Raw genomic sequence first — 20,974 nt, 5'->3', positions numbered from 1 at the left:
TCACATCCGATGCATGTCGGGCATCATGTTGGCGTTGAGATGGTACATCACCCAGAGCGAGCCCGAGAGCGCGATCACCACGATGACGATGGTGAAGATCAGCGCCATCATCGTCCAGCCGCCCTCGGAGCGGGTGTTCATGTGCAGGAAGTAGATCATGTGGACGACGATCTGCACGGCTGCGAAGGCCATGATGACCAGCGCGGTCAGGGTCGAATTGCCGAGCATGTCGTTCATGACGAGCCAGAACGGGATCGCGGTCAGGACGACCGAGAGCACGAAGCCGGTGAGATAGCCGCGCAGGCTGCCATGGGGCGCGGCATGCGCATCATGGTTCTCGGCGTGATGGCTCTCGACGCGATTCTGGCTTCCGCTCATTTCAGCACGCCCATCAGGTAGACGAAGGTGAAGACGCCGATCCAGACGACGTCGAGGAAGTGCCAGAACATGCTCAGGCACATCAGCCGGCGGCGGTTGGCCTCGATCAGCCCCCGCCTCGCGACCTGAGTCATCAGCACGGTGAGCCAGATCAGGCCGAAAGTGACGTGAAGCCCGTGCGTGCCGACCAGCGTGAAGAAGGAAGACAGGAAGGCGCTGCGCATCGGCGTCGCGCCCTCATGGATCAGATGCGCGAACTCGTAGAGCTCGATCCCGATGAAGGCGAGGCCGAACAGCCCGGTGATGGCGAGCCACATCTGCGTCGCGCCCTGTCGCCCCTTGTCCATGGTCAGCATGGCGAAGCCATAGGTGATCGAGGACATCAGCAGCATGGCGGTGTTGACCGCGACCAGCCTGAGGTCGAACAGGTCGGCGCCCGAGGGGCCGGCGGCATAGTTGCGGCCCAGGACCCCGTATGTCGCGAACAGCACCGCGAAGACGAGGCAGTCGCTCATCAGGTAGATCCAGAAGCCGAGCATGGTCGAGCCGCCGGAGTGCTCGTGCTCCTCTTCCGTGACGTAGAACACCGGAGCGCCGTTGGCGGCCTGGGCCTGTGCTGTCGCCTTCGCCATGCCTCAGGCCCGCCCCAGAACTTCGCTGCGCGCATCCTCTTCGCGCAGCACGGTTTCGGCCGGAATGTGGAAGTCGCGGTCGTAGTTGAAGCTGTGGATGATCACGCTCGCCACGGCCGCGACGAAGCACAGCGCCGCCAGCCACCAGACATGCCAGATCAGGGCGAAGCCGCAGAGCGTGGCGAGCCCGGCGATGATGATGCCGGCGCCGGTGTTCTTCGGCATGTGGATCGGCCTGAAGCCGGCGAGCGGGCGCTCGTAGCCGCGCTTCTTCATGTCCGCCCAGGAATCATGGTCGTGGATGACCGGCGTGAAGGCGAAATTATAGTCCGGCGGCGGCGAGGAGATCGACCATTCCAGCGTGCGCCCGTCCCATGGATCGCCGGTCGTGTCGCGCAGCTGCTCGCGGCGCAGGATGCTGACGCCGATCTGGATCAGGAAGCAGAGGATGCCGAACGCGATCAGCACGGCGCCGAACGCCGCGATCACGAACCAGATCTGCAGCGAGGGATCCTCGAACCGGCTGAGCCGGCGGGTCACGCCCATCAGGCCGAGCACGTAGAGCGGCATGAAGGCGACGTAGAAGCCGACCACCCAGAACCAGAAGGAGAGATGGCCCCAGAACGGGTCGAGCTTGAAGCCGAAGGCCTTCGGGAACCAGTAGGCGATGCCGGCGAAGATGCCGAAGACCACGCCGCCGATGATGACGTTGTGGAAATGCGCCACCAGGAACAGGCTATTATGCAGCACGAAATCGGCCGGCGGCACCGCCAGCATGACGCCGGTCATGCCGCCGATGACGAAGGTCAGCATGAAGGCGATGAGCCACATCATCGGCAGCTCGAAGCGGATGCGGCCACGATACATCGTGAACAGCCAGTTGAAGATCTTCGCGCCCGTCGGGATCGAGATGATCATCGTCGTGATGCCGAAGAAGGAGTTCACGCTGGCGCCCGAGCCCATCGTGAAGAAATGATGCAGCCAGACGAGATAGGACAGGATGGTGATGACCACCGTGGCGTAGACCATCGAGGCGTAGCCGAAGAGCCGCTTGCCGCAGAAGGTCGAGGCCACCTCCGAGAAGATGCCGAAGGCCGGCAGGATCAGGATATAGACCTCCGGATGGCCCCAGATCCAGATCAGGTTCACGTACATCATCGGGTTGCCGCCGAGATCGTTCGTGAAGAAGTTGGTGCCGACATAGCGGTCGAGCGCCAGCAGCGCGAGCGTCGCCGCCAGGATCGGGAAGGTCGCGACGATCAGCACGTTGGTGCAGAGCGACGTCCAGGTGAAGATCGGCATCTTCATCATGTCCATGCCGGGCGCCCGCATCTTGACGATGGTCGCGACGAGATTGACGCCGGACAACGTCGTGCCGATGCCGGCGACCTGCAGCGCCCATAGGTAATAGTCGACGCCGACCCCGGGCGAGTAGGCGGCTCCCGAGAGCGGCGGATAGGCGAGCCAGCCCGTCTTCGCGAACTCCCCGACGAAGAGCGAGGCCATCACCAGCACGGCGCCGCCCACCGTCATCCAGAAGCTGAAATTGTTGAGAAAGGGGAAGGCGACGTCGCGCGCGCCGATCTGCAGCGGCACGACATAGTTCATCAGTCCCGTGACGAAGGGCATCGCCACGAAGAAGATCATGATCACGCCATGGGCGGTGAAGATCTGGTCGTAATGATGCGGCGGCAGGTAGCCTTCGGCGCCGGCGAAGGCTATCGCCTGCTGGCCGCGCATCATCAGCGCGTCGGCGAAGCCACGCAGCAGCATGATGACGCCGAGGATCATGTACATGATCCCGATCTTCTTGTGGTCGACGCTGGTGAACCATTCGCGCCAGAGATAGCCCCAGGCATGCAGCCGGGTGACCAGCACGAACAGCGCGATCCCGCCGAGCGCGACGACTGCGAAGGTCCCGACCAGGATCGGGTCGTGATAGGGGATCGCCTCAAAGGTGAAGCGTCCGAAAAGGAGCTTCCACCAGTCGGGGTAGGAGGTCATGGCTTGCCTCGGCTAGTCGGCCCGGATCAGGTTCAGTTGACGACGCGGGCGGTCACGCCCGCGGTGCCGTAGACGTCGGTCGGCGTGCAGATCGCCGTCACGAAGGGGCGTGGCGGCATCGGCTGCCCGCCCCGGCGCAGGCTCTTGTCGTATTCGAGCGCGACGACCGTATGGATGCCCTCCTTGCCGCCGCCGCCCTTGGCGTCCATCGCCATCATGTCGCGCGTGCACATCTTGGCGCGATCGACGCACATGTTGAGGATGGCCCCGTAGAGATCGGGCGCGACGTCGCGGAACTGGCGCACGGGCTCACGCTCGCTGGGGCGCTCCAGCACGAGATAGTCCTCGCGCCCGAGCGCGCTGCCGTCGCGGGTCGCGCCCTGCACCCAGTCGCCGAATGCCGTCTCGTCGACGCCGCGGAAGCGGAAGCGCATGTCGGAAAAGCCGGCGCCGCTGTAATTGGCGGAAAAGCCTTCGAAGTCGCCGGCATGGTTGATCACGGCGTTGAGCTTCGTCTGCATGCCGGGCATGGCGTAGATCTGGCCGGCGTGCGCGGGAATGAACAGCGAGGTCATCACCGAGGACGAGGTGATGCGGAACTCGATCGGCCGGTCGACCGGCGCCACGACCTCGTTGAGCGAGGCGATGCCCTGTTCGGGGTAGAGGAACAGCCATTTCCAGTCGAGCGCCACGACCTGGATGACGAGCGGCTTGTGGACCGGTGCGGTGTCGCCGGCCTTCGCGACCGCCGGCTTGGCCGCGCTGATGCGCCCCAGGGGCCGATAGGGATCGAGCAGATGCGTGCCCATCCAGGTCATGGCGCCCAAAACGACGATGATCAGCAGCGGCACCGACCAGATCACGACCTCGAGGGGCAGCGAATGGTGCCAGTCCGGATCGTAGGTGGCCCTGGCCGAGGCGCGATAGCGCCAGGCGAAGAATACCGTCAGCGCCATCACCGGAATGATGATGATCAGCATCAGGGCGGTCGAGGCGAACAGGAGATTGCGTTGCTGCACCGCAATATCGCCGGATGGCGAGAGGAGCACCATCTGGCAGCCGCCGAGCACGGCCAAAGCGGGCAGAGCCGCTAGAAATCGAATGATTCGCAAGAGATTCGAGACCTCCCTGCAGGGAACAGCTCTTCTCTAGTCCCATCCCTTCGCAGCGCACATAAGACAATCTGTCCCATTGCGGAGGTTTGACGGGTGGCTTCTATCCACCGTATCCATTTGCATGAGGTGCGGGCAAGGCCGGTGCGATCCGGAATTCCCGCCACGAGGAATTCCCGGTCATGAGTGCTGACGCGGCGAGCCATTCATCGGGTCATCTGACGGACGAGCAAGGGCGGGACCATGTCTCGCCCGCCGACATCGCGCTCGGCGTCATCATCGGGCGGACGTCGGAATATTTCGATTTCTTCGTCTTCGGCCTCGGTTGCGTGCTGGTCTTCCCCGAGCTGGTCTTCCCCTTCGTCGACCGGCTCACCGGCACGCTCTACGCTTTCGGCATCTTCGCGCTGGCCTTCGTCACGCGCCCGATCGGCTCGGTGCTGTTCTTCGCGATCGACCGCCATTATGGCCGGGCGACCAAGCTCACCATCGCGCTCTTCCTGCTCGGCGGCTCGACCGCGGCCATCGCCTTCCTGCCGGGCTACGAGACGATCGGCATCTGGTCCGGCGTCATCCTCGCCGCCTTCCGCTTGCTTCAGGGCATCGCGCTCGGCGGCGCCTGGGACGGTCTGTCGTCGCTGCTGGCGCTGAACGCCCCCGCCAACCGGCGCGGCTGGTATGCGATGCTGCCGCAGCTCGGGGCGCCCTTCGGCTTCATCCTCGCCGCCGGGCTCTTCGCCTATTTCGAGGGCGCGCTGTCGAAGCAGGATTTCCTCGGCTGGGGCTGGCGCTACCCCTTCTTCGTGGCGCTGACGATCAACGTCGTGGCGCTGTTCGCCCGACTGCGCATGGTCGCGACCCATGAATTCGCCGAGCTCATGGAAACGCGCGAGCTCGTGCCGATTCCGGTCCTCGAGCTGCTCCGGGCGCGGGGCAGCATGCTCGTCCTCGGCGCCTTCGTGCCGCTGGCGAGCTTCGCGCTCTTCCACCTCGTCACCATCTTTCCTGTGAGCTGGATCAACCTCTTCACCGACCGCTCGGTCTCGGAGTTCCTGATGGTGCAGGCGGCCGGCGGCGTGGTCGGCGCCGGCGCGATCGTCACCTCCGGGCTGGTCGCCGACCAGATCGGCCGGCGCAACACGCTGCTGCTCTCCGGTTCGATGATCGCCCTCTTCAGCCTGTCGAGCATCATCGCCCCGCTGCTCTTCGGCGACAGCCTGGCCGGGCAGACGATCTACGTCATCATCGGCTTCGGCCTGCTCGGCCTCTCCTACGGCCAGACCGCGGGCGCCGTGGCCTCGAGCTTCGGCACGCAGTACCGCTACACCGGCGCGGCCCTGACCTCCGACCTCGCCTGGTTGCTCGGCGCCGGTTTCGCGCCACTCGTGGCGCTGACCGTGTCGAGCAAGTTCGGCCTCGCCTGGGTCGGCGTCTATCTGCTCTCGGGCGCGCTCTGCACGCTCGCGGCGCTGACGATCGACCGGCGGCTGGAGTCGCGTTACGGCTGAATCGGCCGGTCAGCTGCGCGCGCGGATGATTCTCCAGATGGCCTGAGGCGTCGCCGGCATGTCCACATGCCGCACGCCATAGGGGGAGAGGGCGTCGACGACCGCGTTCATCACCGAGGGCAGGGAGCCGGCGCAGCCGGCTTCGCCGCAGCCCTTTGCGCCGACCCGGTTGGTCTTGGCCGGGACACCCTGGCTGGCGAAGGAGAAGAAGGGCACGTCAGCCGCACGCGGCATGGCGTAGTCCATGTAGGAGCCGGTCATGAGCTGTCCGGATTCGTCATAGGACGTCATCTCGTAGATCGCCTGGCCGATACCCTGCACGACCCCGCCATGCAGCTGGCCCTCGACGATCATCGGGTTCACCAATGTCCCGAAGTCGTTGACCATGACGTATCTGGCGATTTCGATCCGTCCGGTTTCCGGATCGATCTCGACTTCGGCGATGTGGCAGCCATTGGGATAGGCGGATGGCGCCGCCTTGAAGACGTGGTCGACATCCAGGGTCTGGGGCAGCTCCCTGGGCAGGGTCGCTCCTCCTCGCAGCCTTTCGGCAAGGTCCATGATGCCGATCGAGCGGTCGGTCCCGGCGATCGTGAACCGGCCGCGCGCGAATTCGATGTCCGCGACGCCGGCTTCCAGGATATGCGCGGCCAGGACCTTGCCCTTCTCGATGACGAGGTCGCTCGCCTCGATGATGGCCGAGCCGCTCGCCATGATCGATTTGGAGCCGCCCGTTCCGCCGCCGGCGATCAGCCTGTCGCTGTCGCCCTGCACGAGGCGGATTGCCTCGAAGGGCACGCCGAGCTGGCTCGTCAGGACCTGCGCGAAAGGGGTCCAGTGACCTTGCCCGTAATCGAGCGTGCCGGTGACGATGGTGACCGTGCCGTCGGGCTCGAAATGGATGCCGCCCATCTCGTTGCTCGGAGGGGCGGTGACTTCGAGATAGCAGCCGATGCCGCGGCCGCGGAGCCTGCCCGCCTTCCGGCTGTCGCGCAGGCGCGCCCTGTAGCCTTTCCAGTCGGCAGCTTCCAACGCTTGGTTGAACAGGGCCGGGAAATCTCCGCTGTCGTAGAGCGTCCCGACCGGCGTGGCCCAGGGCAGCTGCTGCGGGGCGATCAGGTTGCGCCGCCTCAGGGCAGCCCTGTCGATTCCCGTTTCGCCGGCGGCGGCATCGATCAGCCGCTCCATGAAGTAGTTCCCTTCGGGCCGGCCGGCGCCGCGATAGGCCGCGATGGGTACGGTATTCGTGACGACGCATCTCGTCTGCACCTCCACGAGCGGCGTGCGGTACATCCCGATGCTGTTCTTGCCGATGTTGAGGGTGGCCATCATCGGCCCGACGGGCGAGAGATAGCCGCCCATGTTGCCGATGCCGCTGAAGCGCGTCGCCAGGAACCTGCCGCGCGCGTCGAGCGCAAGCTCGGCCTCGAAGACCATGTCGCGGCCGTGATGGTCCGAAACGAAGCTCTCGGACCTCTGGTCGGTCCATTTCACCGGCTTCTTCAAGAGGCGGGCCGCGTGCAGCAGCACGACATATTCGGGAAACACCGCGGATTTCATGCCGAAGGATCCGCCGACATGACCGGTGACCAGCCGCATCCGTTCCTGCGGCACGCCCATCGCCGCCGCCAGGTTGTTGCGCATGCCGAAAGCGCCCTGGCTGGGGGCATGCAGCGTATAGCGGCCGGTCTTGCGGTCATGCGTGCCGATCGCAGCGCGCGGCTCGATCGGATTGACCACGATGCGGTTGTTGACGATCCGCAGCTTCGTGACATGAGCGGCGCCGGCAAAGGCGGCGGCGACCTTTTCGGCATCCCCGAAATGATAGTCGAGGATGAGGTTGCCCGGGACGTCGTCATAGAGCTGTGGTGCGCCAGGCGCGAGCGCATCCTCCCCCGATATGACTGCGGGAAGGATCTCGATGTCGAGGGATACCGCCTCGGCGGCATCGCGTGCCTGAACGGCCGTGCGGGCCACGACCATCGCCACCGGGTCGCCGACGAAGCGGACCTTGCCGGTCGCCAGCGCCTTCCGGACCGGCTTCCTGATTGGCGTTCCGTCCCGGTTGGGCAGGTCGACGATGCACTTCAACGCGCCGTAGCCCTGGCCCTCGAGGTCGTCGCCCGTATAGATCGCTACGACGCCCTTCATGGCTGTCGCGGCCGACATGTCGATGCCTCGGATGAGGCCGTGCGCGTGCGGACTGCGGACGAAGGCTGCGTAGAGCTGTCCTTCCAGGAAGAGGTCGTCGGTGTAGCGGCCCTCGCCGCGCACGAGAACCGGGTCCTCGTTGCGCGGGACCGGCTGGCCGACCCCAAACTTCATCGCGGAAAGGCTGGCAGAGGACGTGCGCATATTCATAACGAGGCACCGCGATTGAAATCTGGGCTGGTCGGCAGGCGAGGCCGCTACAGTGAACCAAAAGAGCAGTGCCCGCCTTGCAGATGTCGCATGGGCGATACCCGCGCCGTGGACTGGCGAGCCAAGCTCGGTTTCGCGCCCATTTGGGCGGATACGCGATGCCCCTCCGGCGCTTGCCGTCGGGACGAAGGTGGCTCGAGCGGCCCCGGCGCTAGGCGGCGGCGATGTCCATCACGTCGTTCTTCTGGAATCCGAAGGTCACCATGTCGCCGGGGCGCAATGCCGCGATCTCATCGGATGCGTCGGTGAGTGCAGCGAGCTCCGTACCGCCACGCTCCAGGATCACGCGAAAGCCGCGTCCCATGAAGTTCACGGAAATCACGCGGGCCTCGAAGCTCTGGTCGCAGGCCGCGGACTGGCGCCCGACACGCAGTTTTTCGGGCCGGACCGCGATCTCCCCGCCCTCGGAGGGAATGAAATTGCATTCGCCGAGAAACCCGGCGACGAAGCGGTTCGCGGGCCGGTCATAGAGATCTCGCGGGCTGCCGGTCTGGATGAGCCGGCCCTTGTCCATCAGCGCGATCCGGTCGGAGAGGAACAAGGCCTCCTCCTGGTCATGGGTGACATAGACCACCGTCGCGCCGACCGCAGCATGCAGGCGCTTGAGCTCGAGCTGGATCGACTGGCGCAGGTTCTTGTCGAGGGCGCCGAGCGGTTCGTCCATCAGCAGGATGTCGGGACGAATGACGAGCGCCCGCGCCAGCGCCACGCGCTGCTGCTGTCCGCCGGAGAGCTGGCGCGGCAGGCGCTCGGCATAGGCGCCGAGATCGACCAGCGCGAGCGCCTCCTCGACGCGTGTCTCGATCTCGCGCGCCGGCAGCCGGCGCATGTCGAGGCCGAAGGCGACGTTGCGGCGCACGTTCATATGCGGGAACAGGGCGTAGTTCTGGAACACCATGCCGATATTGCGCCGGGAGACCGGAACCGGGCCGATATCCGCGCCATCCACCAGGATATTGCCTGAATCATAGGTCTCGAAGCCGGCGATGGTCTTGAGCAGCGTCGTCTTGCCGGAGCCGGAGGCGCCGAGCAGCGTGCAGAACTCGCCGGCGGCGATCTCCAGCGAGACGCCTTCAAGCGCCCTGGTGGCGCCGTAGCTCTTGTCGAGCGCGCGGATCGAAACGGCCTTGCCGAGGGCGGAGATGCTCATGTCGCTTTGCGTCTCGAGATGAGGAGGTTGGCGCCGAGCACCAGCACGGTCACGATGATGATCAGGCAGGAGGCGGCGATGATCGTCGGGTCGATCTCGTGCGCGACGCCTTCATACATCAGCTTCGGCAGGGTGCGGCTGCGGATATTGGTGAGGAAGAGCGCGATGATCACGTCGTCGAAGGAGGTGATGAAGGCGAAGATCGCGCCGGCAGCGATGCCGGGCGCGATGCCAGGCAGCATCACGCGGCGGAACATCGTCGGCCAGGAGGCGCCGAGACCGAGCGCAGCGAGCTCGAGATTGCCGTCGAAGGATTTCAGGGCGGCCCGGACGGTGATGAAGACATAGGGCGTCGCCAGCACGACATGGCCGAGCGTGACGGCCCAGATCGAGCCGACGAGGCCTGTCGGCGCCAGCAGGTAATAGAGCCCGACCGCGAGAATGATCACCGGCACGATCATCGGCAGGATGAACAAGGTCTCGACGGTGCTGCGCCAGCGCGGGCGCATCCGCGACACGCCAAGCGCGGCGAGGGTGCCCAGCGTGACGGAGATCGCGACGACGAGCGCGGCGATCTGGAGCGACCGCGTCAGCGCCGAGACCCATTTGCCGGCGCTGAAGAAATTCTCGTACCAGGTCAGGCTGTAGCTCTCGGGCGGAAAGCTCAGGAAGGGCGAGGAGCCGAGGCTCATCGGAAAGACGATCACGATCGGCGCGATCAGGAAGATGGCGACGAGCGCAGCGCAGGCGATCGCGACCCAGCCCCCGGCCGAACGGCCGCGCGATGTCACGGTGAAAGGCTCGCCCACCTTGCCGCCGCCACCCTCGATCAGGCGCTCCAGCCCGAAGAAGCGCTGGAACAGCGCCAGCATCGCGACGGTCGCGACGAGCAGGACGCTGGCCAGCGCCGCGGCAAAGGGCCAGTTGAGATCGGTGTTGATATTGGTCGCGATCATCTGCGCGATCATCGTCTGGCCGGGGCCGCCCATCAGGGCCGGCGTCAGGTAGAAGCCGATCGCGTTCATGAAGACGATCATCGCGCCCGCCACCACGCCGGGCGCCGTCAGTGGCAGGATGATGCGGCGAAAGAGCGTGAGCGGTCCCGCTCCGAGGCTCTCGGCCGCCTGCACGGTCGAGAGCTCCAGGTTGCGGAAGGCGGCATAGAGCGGCAGCACGACGAAGGGCATGAGCACATGCGTCATGCCGATCAGCACGCCGGAGAGATTGTAGATGAAGGCGATCGGGCCCGAGGTCAGCCCGGTCCCGGTCAGGAGCTGGTTGAGCACCCCGTTGCTCTGCAACAGGATGATCCAGGCCGTGGTGCGCACCAGCGCGCTCGTCCAGAACGGCAGCAGCACGAGCAGCATCAGCAGGCCGCGCATGCGCGGCCCGACCGTCGCCATCACATAGGCAAGCGGGTAGCTGGCGATTACCGCCAGCACCGTGACGAGCCCGGCGATGCCCAGCGTCGTGCCGAGCACCGACCGGTAGACCGGCACCTCGATCATCCGCCGGAAATGGACGAGGGTGAAGCCGCCTTCGCCGAAGGCGAGCTTCAGCAGCGACAGCACCGGCACGGCGAACAGCACCGCCAGCACGACGGCAAAGGGCAGAAGCCCGAGCCAGACGGGAAAGCCTCGTCTGGCCCCAGCCGGCCCTGCCATCCTCGGGGAGGTGATCGCCGCCATGCCGCCGCCTCAGGCCACGAAGAGGCGGCGCGGAAAATTCGTCAGCCGCTCGCAGCCATCGGCCGTAATAGTGATTGTCTCGGACATGCCGAAGCCCTTGGCCAGCACATAGGTGTGGAAGGTCATGCCGGGCTCGAAGCGCCAGGTCGCGGTCGGCTCGGCCTCCAGCGGCTCGCCGCCATTCGGCTGCAGCATCAGGCCCACCGAATAGAAGGTCTTGTTGGTGTAGGTCTCGCGCAGCCCGGCCGACAGCACGCCCTCGCGGTAGATCGCATCGGGAAGGGTCGCAGTCACGCCGGGCTTCACGGCGGCGATCGCCGCGTCCTGGATCGCGATCAGCTTCTCGACGATCGCATGCTCCTCGTCGGTCGCCTCGGCGACCTTGATCGGACGCATGAAACGGGCGTGGTAGTGGCGCACGTTCGGCGTGGTCTCGAGTTGGACGATGTCGCCCGTCGCGAGCACGCGGTCGCAATAGCCGCCATGGAGATGATAGGCGCGCTCGCCCGAAGAGAGCACGCCGGGGCCGGGCAGGTCGCTGCCGGCGCGGATCATCGCCGCGCAAATCTCGGCGGCCATCTCGCGCTCGCTCGCGCCGGCCTTGGCCGAGGCGATGCCGGCCGCCATCCCGGCTTCGGCCGCCTTGCCGGCCGCGCGTTGATAGGCGATCTCGGCCGGCGACTTGATGAAGCGCATCGTCGTGGCGAAGCGCGAGGCGTCGCTCCAGACGGCGTCCGGCAAGGCCGCGCGCAATGCCTCGTAGCGCGAGACGCTGAGGGTCCAGGCCTGCATCTCGACCGCAAGCTTGCCCTTCGCACCGGCGGTCTCGCGGATCGCGCGCGCCGCGACCGCCATGCGGTCGTCGGAATCGGTCCACATCACCCGCTTCGGGAAGACGCAGGTGGCGTCGAGGTAGTATTCCTCGACGTCGCGGCAAAACAGCACCGGCTCGCCCGCGAGGGGGATGATCGCGAACTGGAAGCTCGAATAGCCGCGCGTGAAGAAGCCGGTGAGATAGGTCACGGTCTCGGGCAGGAAGGCGATGAAGGCATCCTGTCCGGTCCGCGCCAGTTCGGCGCGGACCTTCTCGACCCGCGCGAGATAGTCCTCGCGCGGGAACCAGGGTTGGGCGATCGACATCGTCATTCCTTGAGCATGGCGGTGTAGGCCTCGGTCACCTTGGCGCCGTTGTCGGCCCACCATTCGATGTCGAGGAAGAGGGCGTTCTTCAGCCGCTCGGGCGTCGACGGCAGGGTTTCGGCACGGGCTGCCGGGATCGAAGCCCAGGCCTTCTCCGTGGTCGGCCCATAGGCGACAAATTCGGAGAGCCGCCCATTGTTCTCGGGCTTGACGATGTAGTTCAGGAAGGCGACGGCCTCGGCCTTGTTGGGCGCGCCCTTCGGGATCATGAAGAAGCCGACCTGCGGAATCTGCTGCTCCCAGGCCATGGCGATCGGCAGCTTGGACTCGATGCCGGCCTGGAAACGGCCGTTCCAGCCCAAAGCCATCACGACCTCGCCGGAGCCCAGCGCCTGGACCGGCTGCGCGCCGCTCGCCCACCACACCGCGACGTTCGGCTTCAGCGCACGGATCTTGTCGAGCGCGCGCTTCAGGCCGGCTTCGGTCGAGAGCGTCTTGTAGACATCGGCCATCGGCACGCCTTCGGCGAGGAGGGCCGCCTCGACGACGGTCTCGGGCTTGTCCGGCAAGGTGCGCTTGCCCGGGAATTTCGCCACGTCCCAGAAATCGGCAAAGCTCTTCGGTTGCGCTGCGCCGGCCGGGAAAGCCTTGGTCGAGAATCCGATCAGCGTCGAGAAGATCTCGGAGGCGACGCCATAGTCGTTGCGCGCGCCAGGGATGACGTGATCGGTGTTGACCATGTCGGGCGTGATCTTCTCGAACAGGCCCTGGCGGACGCCGCGCATCAGCCCGCCGCCGCCCGCGGTCACGATATCCCAGCTCACGGATTTCGTGTCGACCATCGCCTTGATCTTCGCGGTCTCGGGGCCGGTGTCCTCCTCGACCTTGATGCCGGTTTCCTTGCTGAAGGGCTGGATCCACGCCTTGCGGATCGCTTCCTGATAGGCGCCGCCCCAGGACGCGAAGACCATCTCCTTGGCCTGCGCTGCCGGAGCGAACAGGGCCATCGCGGCCGCTGCGATGATGAGTTTTTTCATATCCCCTCTCCTCGTTGATGGCCGCCGGTTCAGGCGGCCTTGGCGCCACAGAGCGCGGCGAATTTCGTGAGCATGGTCTTGGCCGGCAGCGCCTCGTCGGCCGTGGCCTTGAGGACCTCGATATCGGCGCCGTCGCGCTCCATCGTGGCGCGGCTCTGCTCGAACCAGGTCCGGGCCTGCTCCCTGGTGACTTCGGGATGGCCCTGGATGCCCCAGACCTTGCGGTCCCGGTAGCGCCAGATCTGATTGGGGCAGAGATCGCTGGATGCGAGGATGCGCATGTCCGGATGGTCGGCGCGCACCTCGTCATTGTGCCAGACGAACATGTAGACGCGCTCGCCGATCCCGTCGGCGATGCTGTCCTCGCGCGCTGCTGGCGCGACATCGAGCCACTTGTTGCCGACCTCGCAGAACGAGCGCCGGAAGACCTGATCGCGCCCGCAAAGCGCCGAGGCCAGGATCTGGCTGCCGAAGCAGACGCCGAGCATCGGGATGCCGAGCCCGTCGGCCTCCTGGATCAGCGCATGCTCGCGGTTGATGAAGGGGATGTCCTCATAGGCGCCGTGCGGGCTGCCGGAGAGGAATATCCCGTCATAGCCGTCAAGCCGCTCCGGGAAATCGCCCTCGAAGGCCCAGCGCGCATCGACATCGAGCCCCCAGGACGCGAAGCGCTCGGGCAGTTTCGCCACGGAATCCCGCTTGGGGCCGTTCTGAAGAAAAAGCAGGCGTCCGCTCATGGCGCCGATCCTTCCATTGCGCTGTCGTTGGGCAGATTGGCCATGGAATCCGGGGCCAGCGTGCCGGCCAGCAGGTCCAGGATTCCCTGCTTGGCGTGGTCGATATGCAGTTGCATGGCTCGTGTTGCTCCCGCGGCGTCACCCGCTTCGATCGCAGACAGGATCGCGTGATGCTCGGTCTTGCCCGGGGCGAAGCGGCGCGGGATCCGCGACAGCCCGAACATGCGCGTCCGCTCGCGCAGCTCCTTCACGAGCCGTGCCATCGTCTGGTTGCCGCTGGCTTCCGCGATCGACAGATGGACGAGATCGTCGACCGTCCAGTGACGGTCGTGGGAGACCTCGCGCGGGCTCGCCATCCCGTCGATGGCGGCGCGGATCCCGGAGAGCCGTTGCTGCGACAGGCGGCCGGTCGCCAGACGTGCCGTCTCGCCTTCGAGCAACCGCCGTGTCGCGAGGATTTCCATCACGTCCTCGATGGAAACCGCCTGCACGGTCAGGAGCCGCTTGTCGCGTCGCAAATAGCCTTGCCCGGCCAGGCGCCCAAGGGCCTCCCGGACCGGCGTCCTCGACAGGCCGAGCTGTTCGGCGAGTTTTCTGTCCTGCACCACCGAGCCGCCGGGCAGGTCTCCGGCGACGATCATCCGACGGATTTCGCGTACGGCCCGGTCCGCCAACGAGGCGTCGTCGAGCAGCGGGGCGGAGCTCTGCGGGGTTGGTATCATGTGAGGATACTTTTGGTATACCAAGCCGTCAGTCAAGTGGGGATCTGTCCAAAATGCGAGCAGCCGTGCCTGTATTGCGACCACGGCGCCTGTGGGAGGGCAATGCTCCGGCCGAGTTTTGAGCGCAGCGCGAGGACCGCACCGAGGGGCGGCGGGACGTTGTCGCCGCTCGGGCCGCGCCATACACTCGCTCGGGTTCGATCTGGCGATCAGCCTGAAGACATGTGAACGAGGGCGATGCGCGCGCGTCAGATCGAAGTGTTTCGGATGGTGATGCGCTGCGGCACGCTGACCAGCGCGGCCGAAGCGCTCAATGTCTCGCAGCCGGCGCTGAGCCAGATCCTGCTCCACACCGAAGACGAGCTCGGCTTCAAGCTGTTCCTGCGCGTCAAGGGCCGGCTCATCCCCACGCCCGAGGCGGAAGAGCTCTATCCCGAGGTCGAGCGGCTGTTCGGCGATCTCGAAGGGCTGCGCCGCCGCGCGGGCGATCTCCGGCAGGGCAAATCCGGCGTGGTGCGCCTTGCCGCCTCGGCGCCGCCGTCGCTCTCGCTGGTGCCCGAGGCCCTGCGTCATTTCCGGGCAGCGCATCCCGATATGCGCATCCTCTCCTATGTCGTGCCGGCCGAGATCATCATGGGCATGCTCGACAGCGGCCAGGCCGGCCTCGGCATCGCCATGAACGACCGGCCCATCCCGCTGATCGACACGGAAATCATTGGCCATACGAAAGTGGTCTGCGTCCTTCCCGCCGGCCATCGCCTCGCGAGCAGCATTGCGGTCAGCGCCGGCGACCTCGATGGCGAGACGCTGATCTCCTACCGGGCCCAATCCTTGCCCGGGCAGCTGCTGCGCGCGGCGCTCGGGCGGGAAGGCCTCTCGTTCGAGCCGGACATGGAGATCGACGTCTCGATCATCGCGCTCGCTTTCGTGCAGCAGGGGCTCGGCATCGCGGTCGTAGACGGGCTTCTGCCCTGGCACAGCTTCCCGGGGCTCGTCACCCGCCCGTTCCTGCCGAGCGTCGCATTGCCGCTCTGCCTGCTGACCAGCGCGCGCCGGCCGCTGTCGCGCAGTCACGAATTGCTGCGAACCCATTTGCGCACCGCCTGCAAGCAGCTCGGGCTGGAGCGGCCCATGGGCTGACATCAGGCGGGCTGACGTCGGGTGCCCTGACGCCATAAGCCCGGCTTATCCGAGCCCGGCGTTTTGCTCTTTGACGATGAGGGCCCGTCGCCGCGACAGTGCCGCTTCCTCTCGCATACAGGCGGATCATGAGCTGGCGTATCGGCGTCGACATCGGCGGCACCTTCATCGACTTCTGCGCGCTGGAGACGACGACCAACCGGTTCGAGACCATCAAGGTCCTGACCACGCCGGACGCGCCCGGCAAGGAACTGCTCGACGGGCTCGGCCTCCTGGAGGAGCGCCACGAGGTCCGGCCGGAGGAGGTCGTCTCCTTCGTCCACGGCACCACCGTCGGCATCAACACCATCATCCAGCGCAAGGGCAGCCGGCTCGCGCTGATCACCACCGCCGGATTCGAGGACGTGATCGAGCTGGCGCGGCTGCGCATGCCGGACATGTATTCACTGTTCTGCGCCCGGCCCGAGCAATTGATCCCGCGCGACCTGATCTATGGCGTCCGCCAGCGCCAGCTCGCCAATGGCGATGTGGCGGAGGCGCTCGACAGGAATGCCCTCGCCGAGGCGGTGGGCCAGATCCGCGCCAGGGGCGTCGAGGGCGTCATCGTCTCCTTCCTGCATGCCTATCGCAATGGTGCGCATGAGGCGCAGGCCAAGGCGCTGATCGCCGAACTCGCGCCAGAACTCTTCGTCTTCGCCTCCAGCGAGGTCTGGCCGGTGATCCGCGAATACGAGCGCAGCACGACCGCGATCCTGAACGGCTATGTCCATCCGCGTGTCGCCGGCTATCTCGGCGCGCTCGAGACGGCATTGGCCTCGCGCGGCGTGCCGGCCGGGCCGATGCTGACCAAATCCAATGGCGGCGTGATGAATGCCGAGACCGGCAAGCGCGCCTGCGTCAACATGCTGCTCTCCGGCACCGCTTCGGGCGTCATCGGCGCGGCCTATCTCGCCGAGCAGGCCGGTATCGGCAATGTGCTCACGCTCGATATCGGCGGCACCAGCGCCGACCTGGCCCTGATCATCGATGGCAAGCCGCAATTCGGCACGGGCGAGGTCGTCGGCGACTTCCCGCTTTTCCTGCCGAGCGTCTCGGTGACCTCGATCGGCGCCGGTGGCGGCTCGATCGCCTGGGGTGACGCCTTCGGCGTGCTCAAGGTCGGCCCCGAGAGCGCCGGCTCGACACCCGGTCCAGCCTGCTATGACCGTGGCGGCACGCGCGCGACCGTCACCGACGCGATGGCGGTCTCGGGCTTCCTCGGCCACACGCCTCTCGCCTATGACCAGATCGGCATGCATCGCGACCGGGCCGAGGCGGTGATCGGCGAGCTTGCCGCATTGCTCGGCCTGGAGGCGCAGGCAACGGCCGAGGCGATCATCGCGGTGGCGGTCTCTGAGATGTTCGTCGAGGTCAACAAGCTCGTCGCCCGCTATGGCGTCGACCTGCGCGACTTCACGCTGATGCCGTTCGGCGGCGCCGGCCCGATGCTCGGCTGCTTCCTGGCGCGCGAGCTCGGGATCCCGCGCGTGCTGGTGCCGCAGCGCCCCGGCGTGGTCAGCGCCCTTGGCGGCCTGATCGCCGATCTGAAGGCCGACTTCATCCAGACGATCTTCGCTGCCGCCGAGCGCCAGTCCCTGCCACGCCTGCGCGAAGCGCTCGCTCGCCTCAAGCGCGACGGCCTGGCCTGGATCCGGGAGGAGCAGGGCTTTGCCGGGCCGGTGGTGGAGAGCTTGACCGCCGACATGCGCTATCACGGCCAGTCCTTCGAGATCGAGGTGCCGCTATCGGAGGATTGGCTCGCGCGAGGCGATCTCGGCGCGATCACTGCAGCGTTCCACCGACAGCACCTGGCGATCTACGATTTCAACGACGAGGAGGCCGAGGCCCAGATCGTCAACCTGCGCCTGGTCGTCAGCGGCGCCACCGCGCGGCCGAATCTCGCGCCGGCCGCGGAGGTCGCCACTGAGGTGGTCGCGCCTGCGCGGATGATCCGGGTCTGGCTCGACGGCGAGAGTCGCGAGGTCGCGCTCTATCACCGCGACGCGCTGCATTATGGGCACCGCTTCGCCGGGCCGGCCGTCGTCGCGCAGCAGGACACCACGATCTGCGTCCCCGCCGGCTTCGACGCTGAGGTCGACGCCTGGCTCAACCTTCACCTCACCCTGCGCACGGAGGCCTGACCATGGTCGACAAGGTGACTCTGCAGGTTCTGGCGAACCATTGCCGGGCGGCGGCCGAGAACATGGCCTACACACTCTACCGCACGGCGCATTCCACCTTCGTCAAGGAGACGGAGGACTTCACCGTGATGGTGATGGACCGCACGGGCCGCGTCGTCGCCGTGCCGATGGACCTCGGCGCCACCTGGTATCCCGGCATGAACTACAACCGGGCGATCGAGCTCGTCGACGAGTACCGGCCAGGCGACATCGCCTTCACCAACGATCCCTATAGCGGCTATCTCGCGACGCATGCGCCCGACACGCATCTCTGGAAGCCGATCTTCCACGAGGGCGAGATCGTCTGTTTCGTCGGCGGCCATGTCCACAATACCGACATGGGCGGTGCCGTACCGGCGAGCCTGTCGCGCTCGCTGACCGAGATCCATCAGGAGGGCATCCGCTTCCCGCCGATGACCTTGATGCGCGACGGCGCCTTCGACGAGAAGGTCCTGCGGATCATGACGATGAATGTCCGCAAGCCGCATCTGAACATGGGCGACCTCAAGGCGCTCGCCGGCGCGCTCAACACCGGCGAGCGCAAGATCCAGGCGATGGTGAAGAAGTTCGGCGCCCAGGGCTTCATGGACGGGCTCGACGGGCTGATGGACTATGCCGAGCACCAGGCGCGCGACATCCTGCGCTCGATGCCGGATGGCGAATATGTCTTCTCCGACTATGCCGACGAGGACGGCGTCGACGGCAATCCTTGCCGGCTCGCGCTGACGCTGACGATCAAGGGCGACGAGGCCATCCTCGACTTCACTGGCAGCGACCCGCAGCTCGGCTCCTCGCTCAATGTGCCGACGGGCTCGGACCCGCGCCACACGCTGCTGCTCGTCGGCGTCTATTACGTGCTCTACACACTGAACCCGCAGATCCTGCTGAATTCCGGCCTGACCCGGCCCTTCACCTGCATCGCGCCCGAAGGCACGGTGCTGAACCCGTCCTTCCCGGCCGCGGTCGGCATGCGCAGCCTGACCTGCGCCAGGCTGCGCAGCCTGATCTTCGGCGCCTTCAGCCTCGCCGTGCCGGAGCGCATGCCGGCGGCGCCCGCCGGCTCGAGCTCGATCGTCAATGTCATGACGACCGACGAGAAGAGCCATCGCAGCGTCATCGCGGCGATCAACCCGGTGGTCGGCGGCGGCGGCGGCATGCCGCATCGCGACGGCCCCAACGGCTCGGGCGCCGACAGCGCCTATCTCAAGAACACGCCGATCGAGATCACCGAGACCGAGGTGCCGATCCAGTTCGTGCGCTACGGACTGCTGCCGGATTCCGGCGGCGCCGGGCGCTGGCGCGGCGGGCTGGCGACCGTGATGGAGTTCAAGGTCTTCGCGCCGAACACGCGCATCACCGTGCGCAACCGCGATCGCTCGCATTTCCGGCCCTGGGGCACGCTCGGCGGGCTGTCAGCCGAGACCTCGAACTTCATCATCAACCCGGGCGCCGCCAATGAGCGCATCCTCGGCAACACGGACATCGCCGTCGCCGAGCCGGGCGATGTTATCCACATCCATTCGCCGGGAGGCGGCGGGCGTGGCTCGCCGCTTGAGCGCGAGCCGGAGCGGGTCCTGCTCGATGTCGAGCGCGGCTATGTCAGCGCGGCCATGGCGAAGGCGCACTATGGCGTTGCGATCGAAGCCGGCGCGCTCGACCTTGCCGCGACAACGGCGCTCAGGGCGCAGATGCAGCAGCGCGCCCACGCCACGCATTTCCATTTCGGGCCGGAGCGGGACGCCTTCGAGCGGATCTGGCACGCGCAGAACTACGCCGCGCTGACCCGACTGCTGGCGGCGCTGCCCGTGCATTGGCGCTTCTTCACCAAGACGAAGATTTTTGCCGCGATCCGCGAGATGGGACGGGACGCGGATGTCGGGGCGGCCTTCGCCCTGGTCCGGCGCGACTACCCGCAGGTGCCCGAGATCGACCTCCAGCCGGAGCTGAGGGCCGCTCAATAGGCGGCGCGCTTCAGGCCGAGACCGGGATAAAGACGGTCGATGGCCTCGATCTCGGCGCGGAGCTCGGCCATGATCCAGTCCCGGATCTCTTTCGCGATCGGCCGGGCAGGGCGGTTGCGCGGCGTCAACAGCACGCAGACGCGTGAGCCGGCCGTCAACCGATCCGACGCCGGGACCAGCGCGCCCGAGATCAGCGCGTGCGACACGACCGTGATCCAGCCGAAAGCGACGCCCTGGCCGAGCAGGGCCGCCTGCACGACCACCGCATAGTCGGAAAAGCTCAGCGTCTTCACCGGTCCCGGCCGCCCCGTCTCGAATGGCGGATACTGGCTTGCCCAGTCGGACGGGGAATCGCTCAGCTGGATGATCGTGTTGCCCTCGCGCTCCGCGCCGCCGGCCGCCTCCGGACGGCGATAATCCTGGCTGCACACCGGCAGCATGATCTCGCGGATGATGAAGGTGTCGGCGGGCACGAGATCCCCTTCGTCGAGGAAGCGCATGCCGAGATCGACGTTCTCGACCGGGCCGCGCAGCGACCCGGCGATCATCTGGAAGCGCAGGTCGACGGTCGGGAAGCGGCGCTGGAAGCGGTCCATGCGCGGCATCAGCCAATGCGTGGTGAAGGCGGACGAGACCGAGATCGTCACCGTCTCCTTGCCGCCGCGCAGCTGTTCGACCTCACGCAAGCCCACCTCGATGCTGCGGAAGCCGTCGGCGACGCGCCTGTAGAGCGCCTCGCCCTCGGGCGTCAGCACCGCGCCTTTCCCGCCACGCTCGAACAGGCGCAGGCCGAGATGGTTCTCGAAGCGGGAGAGCATCCGGCTGACGGCAGGCTGGGTGACGTTCAGCTCATCGGCCGCACGGGTAAAACTGCCGCTGCGCGCGGCCGCCTCGAAGACGAAGAGCGCGTTGCTCGATGACACCATGCGGCGCAGCTCTGACATTACATCAGGTTATGGTTCTCCTGATTATTTGGCAATTGCCGCCGGGGGCTGAAATCCCGTTTCATAACCCCATCGAATGCAGCTTGCGGTGATGGGCTCCCAGAAGCCCGCGCTGCCGGAAGGCACGGCTGACGGCGGTCCCGGACACCATAAGATCGACTTATGGCCGGAACCAAAATCA

Annotated in this window: 16 protein-coding genes; 4 read left to right on the top strand and 12 right to left on the bottom strand. The window is 66.5% G+C overall.

What is annotated here, in order from left to right:
- Genes cyoD through cyoA form a run of 4 tightly spaced genes read right to left on the bottom strand, consistent with a single transcriptional unit; the run spans position 1 to position 4,126 of the window.
- On the bottom strand, positions 1-378 hold the full coding sequence (gene cyoD, locus ACTIF2_RS01765; RefSeq protein WP_439495297.1) for a cytochrome o ubiquinol oxidase subunit IV: 378 nt from the start codon (positions 376-378) through the stop codon (positions 1-3).
- Positions 375-1,010, bottom strand: coding sequence for a cytochrome o ubiquinol oxidase subunit III (gene cyoC / locus ACTIF2_RS01760; RefSeq protein ID WP_439495296.1), 636 nt, complete (start codon positions 1,008-1,010; stop codon positions 375-377). The genes cyoD and cyoC overlap by 4 nt, the downstream gene beginning before the upstream one ends.
- A gap of 3 nt (positions 1,011-1,013) precedes the next feature.
- Positions 1,014-3,014, bottom strand: a complete 2,001-nt coding sequence (gene cyoB / locus ACTIF2_RS01755) for a cytochrome o ubiquinol oxidase subunit I (RefSeq protein WP_439495295.1) — start codon at positions 3,012-3,014, stop codon at positions 1,014-1,016.
- A gap of 32 nt (positions 3,015-3,046) precedes the next feature.
- Positions 3,047-4,126, bottom strand: coding sequence for a ubiquinol oxidase subunit II (gene cyoA / locus ACTIF2_RS01750; protein ID WP_439495294.1), 1,080 nt, complete (start codon positions 4,124-4,126; stop codon positions 3,047-3,049).
- A gap of 182 nt (positions 4,127-4,308) precedes the next feature.
- On the opposite strand from cyoA, the gene ACTIF2_RS01745 reads away from it, so the two are divergent.
- Positions 4,309-5,634 (top strand): MFS transporter, encoded by a 1,326-nt coding sequence (locus tag ACTIF2_RS01745; protein WP_439495293.1) that lies wholly within the window; start codon positions 4,309-4,311, stop codon positions 5,632-5,634.
- A 9-nt stretch (positions 5,635-5,643) separates the two neighbouring features.
- Here the strand turns inward: ACTIF2_RS01745 and ACTIF2_RS01740 are convergent, their stop codons facing one another.
- The 7 genes from ACTIF2_RS01740 to ACTIF2_RS01710 form a co-directional block, all read right to left on the bottom strand.
- Positions 5,644-7,959 (bottom strand): xanthine dehydrogenase family protein molybdopterin-binding subunit, encoded by a 2,316-nt coding sequence (locus tag ACTIF2_RS01740; RefSeq protein ID WP_439495292.1) that lies wholly within the window; start codon positions 7,957-7,959, stop codon positions 5,644-5,646.
- A gap of 247 nt (positions 7,960-8,206) precedes the next feature.
- Entirely contained in the window at positions 8,207-9,205 is a 999-nt protein-coding gene (locus ACTIF2_RS01735) for an ABC transporter ATP-binding protein (RefSeq protein WP_439495291.1), read from the bottom strand.
- Positions 9,202-10,893 carry an ABC transporter permease subunit gene (locus tag ACTIF2_RS01730; RefSeq protein ID WP_439495290.1) on the bottom strand — a complete coding sequence of 564 codons (1,692 nt, stop codon included), beginning with the start codon at positions 10,891-10,893 and terminating at the stop codon, positions 9,202-9,204. The genes ACTIF2_RS01735 and ACTIF2_RS01730 overlap by 4 nt, the downstream gene beginning before the upstream one ends.
- 9 nt (positions 10,894-10,902) lie before the next feature.
- Positions 10,903-12,033, bottom strand: a complete 1,131-nt coding sequence (locus tag ACTIF2_RS01725; RefSeq protein ID WP_439495289.1) for a M24 family metallopeptidase — start codon at positions 12,031-12,033, stop codon at positions 10,903-10,905.
- Between the two features lie 2 nt (positions 12,034-12,035).
- Positions 12,036-13,070, bottom strand: a complete 1,035-nt coding sequence (locus ACTIF2_RS01720) for an ABC transporter substrate-binding protein (protein WP_439495288.1) — start codon at positions 13,068-13,070, stop codon at positions 12,036-12,038.
- Positions 13,071-13,099: 29 nt separating this feature from the next.
- The gene (locus ACTIF2_RS01715) at positions 13,100-13,807 is read right to left on the bottom strand and encodes a type 1 glutamine amidotransferase (protein ID WP_439495287.1); all 708 of its coding nucleotides are present in this window, start codon (positions 13,805-13,807) and stop codon (positions 13,100-13,102) included.
- Complete coding sequence (locus ACTIF2_RS01710) at positions 13,804-14,529, bottom strand: GntR family transcriptional regulator (RefSeq protein ID WP_439495286.1); 726 nt, start codon at positions 14,527-14,529, stop codon at positions 13,804-13,806. Before ACTIF2_RS01710 ends, ACTIF2_RS01715 begins: the two co-directional genes overlap by 4 nt.
- A 237-nt stretch (positions 14,530-14,766) precedes the next feature.
- Here ACTIF2_RS01710 and ACTIF2_RS01705 point away from each other — a divergent pair, with 237 nt between their 5' ends.
- From ACTIF2_RS01705 to ACTIF2_RS01695, 3 genes are all read left to right on the top strand, one after another.
- A complete protein-coding gene (locus ACTIF2_RS01705; protein WP_439495285.1) occupies positions 14,767-15,669 on the top strand; it encodes a LysR family transcriptional regulator in 903 nt (300 codons plus the stop codon).
- A 128-nt stretch (positions 15,670-15,797) separates the two neighbouring features.
- Positions 15,798-17,849 (top strand): hydantoinase/oxoprolinase family protein, encoded by a 2,052-nt coding sequence (locus ACTIF2_RS01700; RefSeq protein WP_439495284.1) that lies wholly within the window; start codon positions 15,798-15,800, stop codon positions 17,847-17,849.
- A 2-nt stretch (positions 17,850-17,851) separates the two neighbouring features.
- Positions 17,852-19,849 (top strand): hydantoinase B/oxoprolinase family protein, encoded by a 1,998-nt coding sequence (locus ACTIF2_RS01695; protein ID WP_439495283.1) that lies wholly within the window; start codon positions 17,852-17,854, stop codon positions 19,847-19,849.
- Here ACTIF2_RS01695 and ACTIF2_RS01690 read toward each other — a convergent pair.
- A complete protein-coding gene (locus ACTIF2_RS01690; RefSeq protein WP_439495282.1) occupies positions 19,843-20,793 on the bottom strand; it encodes a LysR family transcriptional regulator in 951 nt (316 codons plus the stop codon). The two genes, ACTIF2_RS01695 and ACTIF2_RS01690, sit on opposite strands and share 7 nt — an antisense overlap.
- Positions 20,794-20,974: the final 181 nt, after the last annotated feature.

Origin of the sequence: Allobosea sp. (assembly GCF_051860145.1) — a bacterium.
Classification (GTDB): Bacteria; Pseudomonadota; Alphaproteobacteria; order Rhizobiales; family Beijerinckiaceae; genus Allobosea.
Note: the sequence above shows the minus strand (reverse complement) of the source record. Positions and strands in the feature narration are given on the sequence as shown.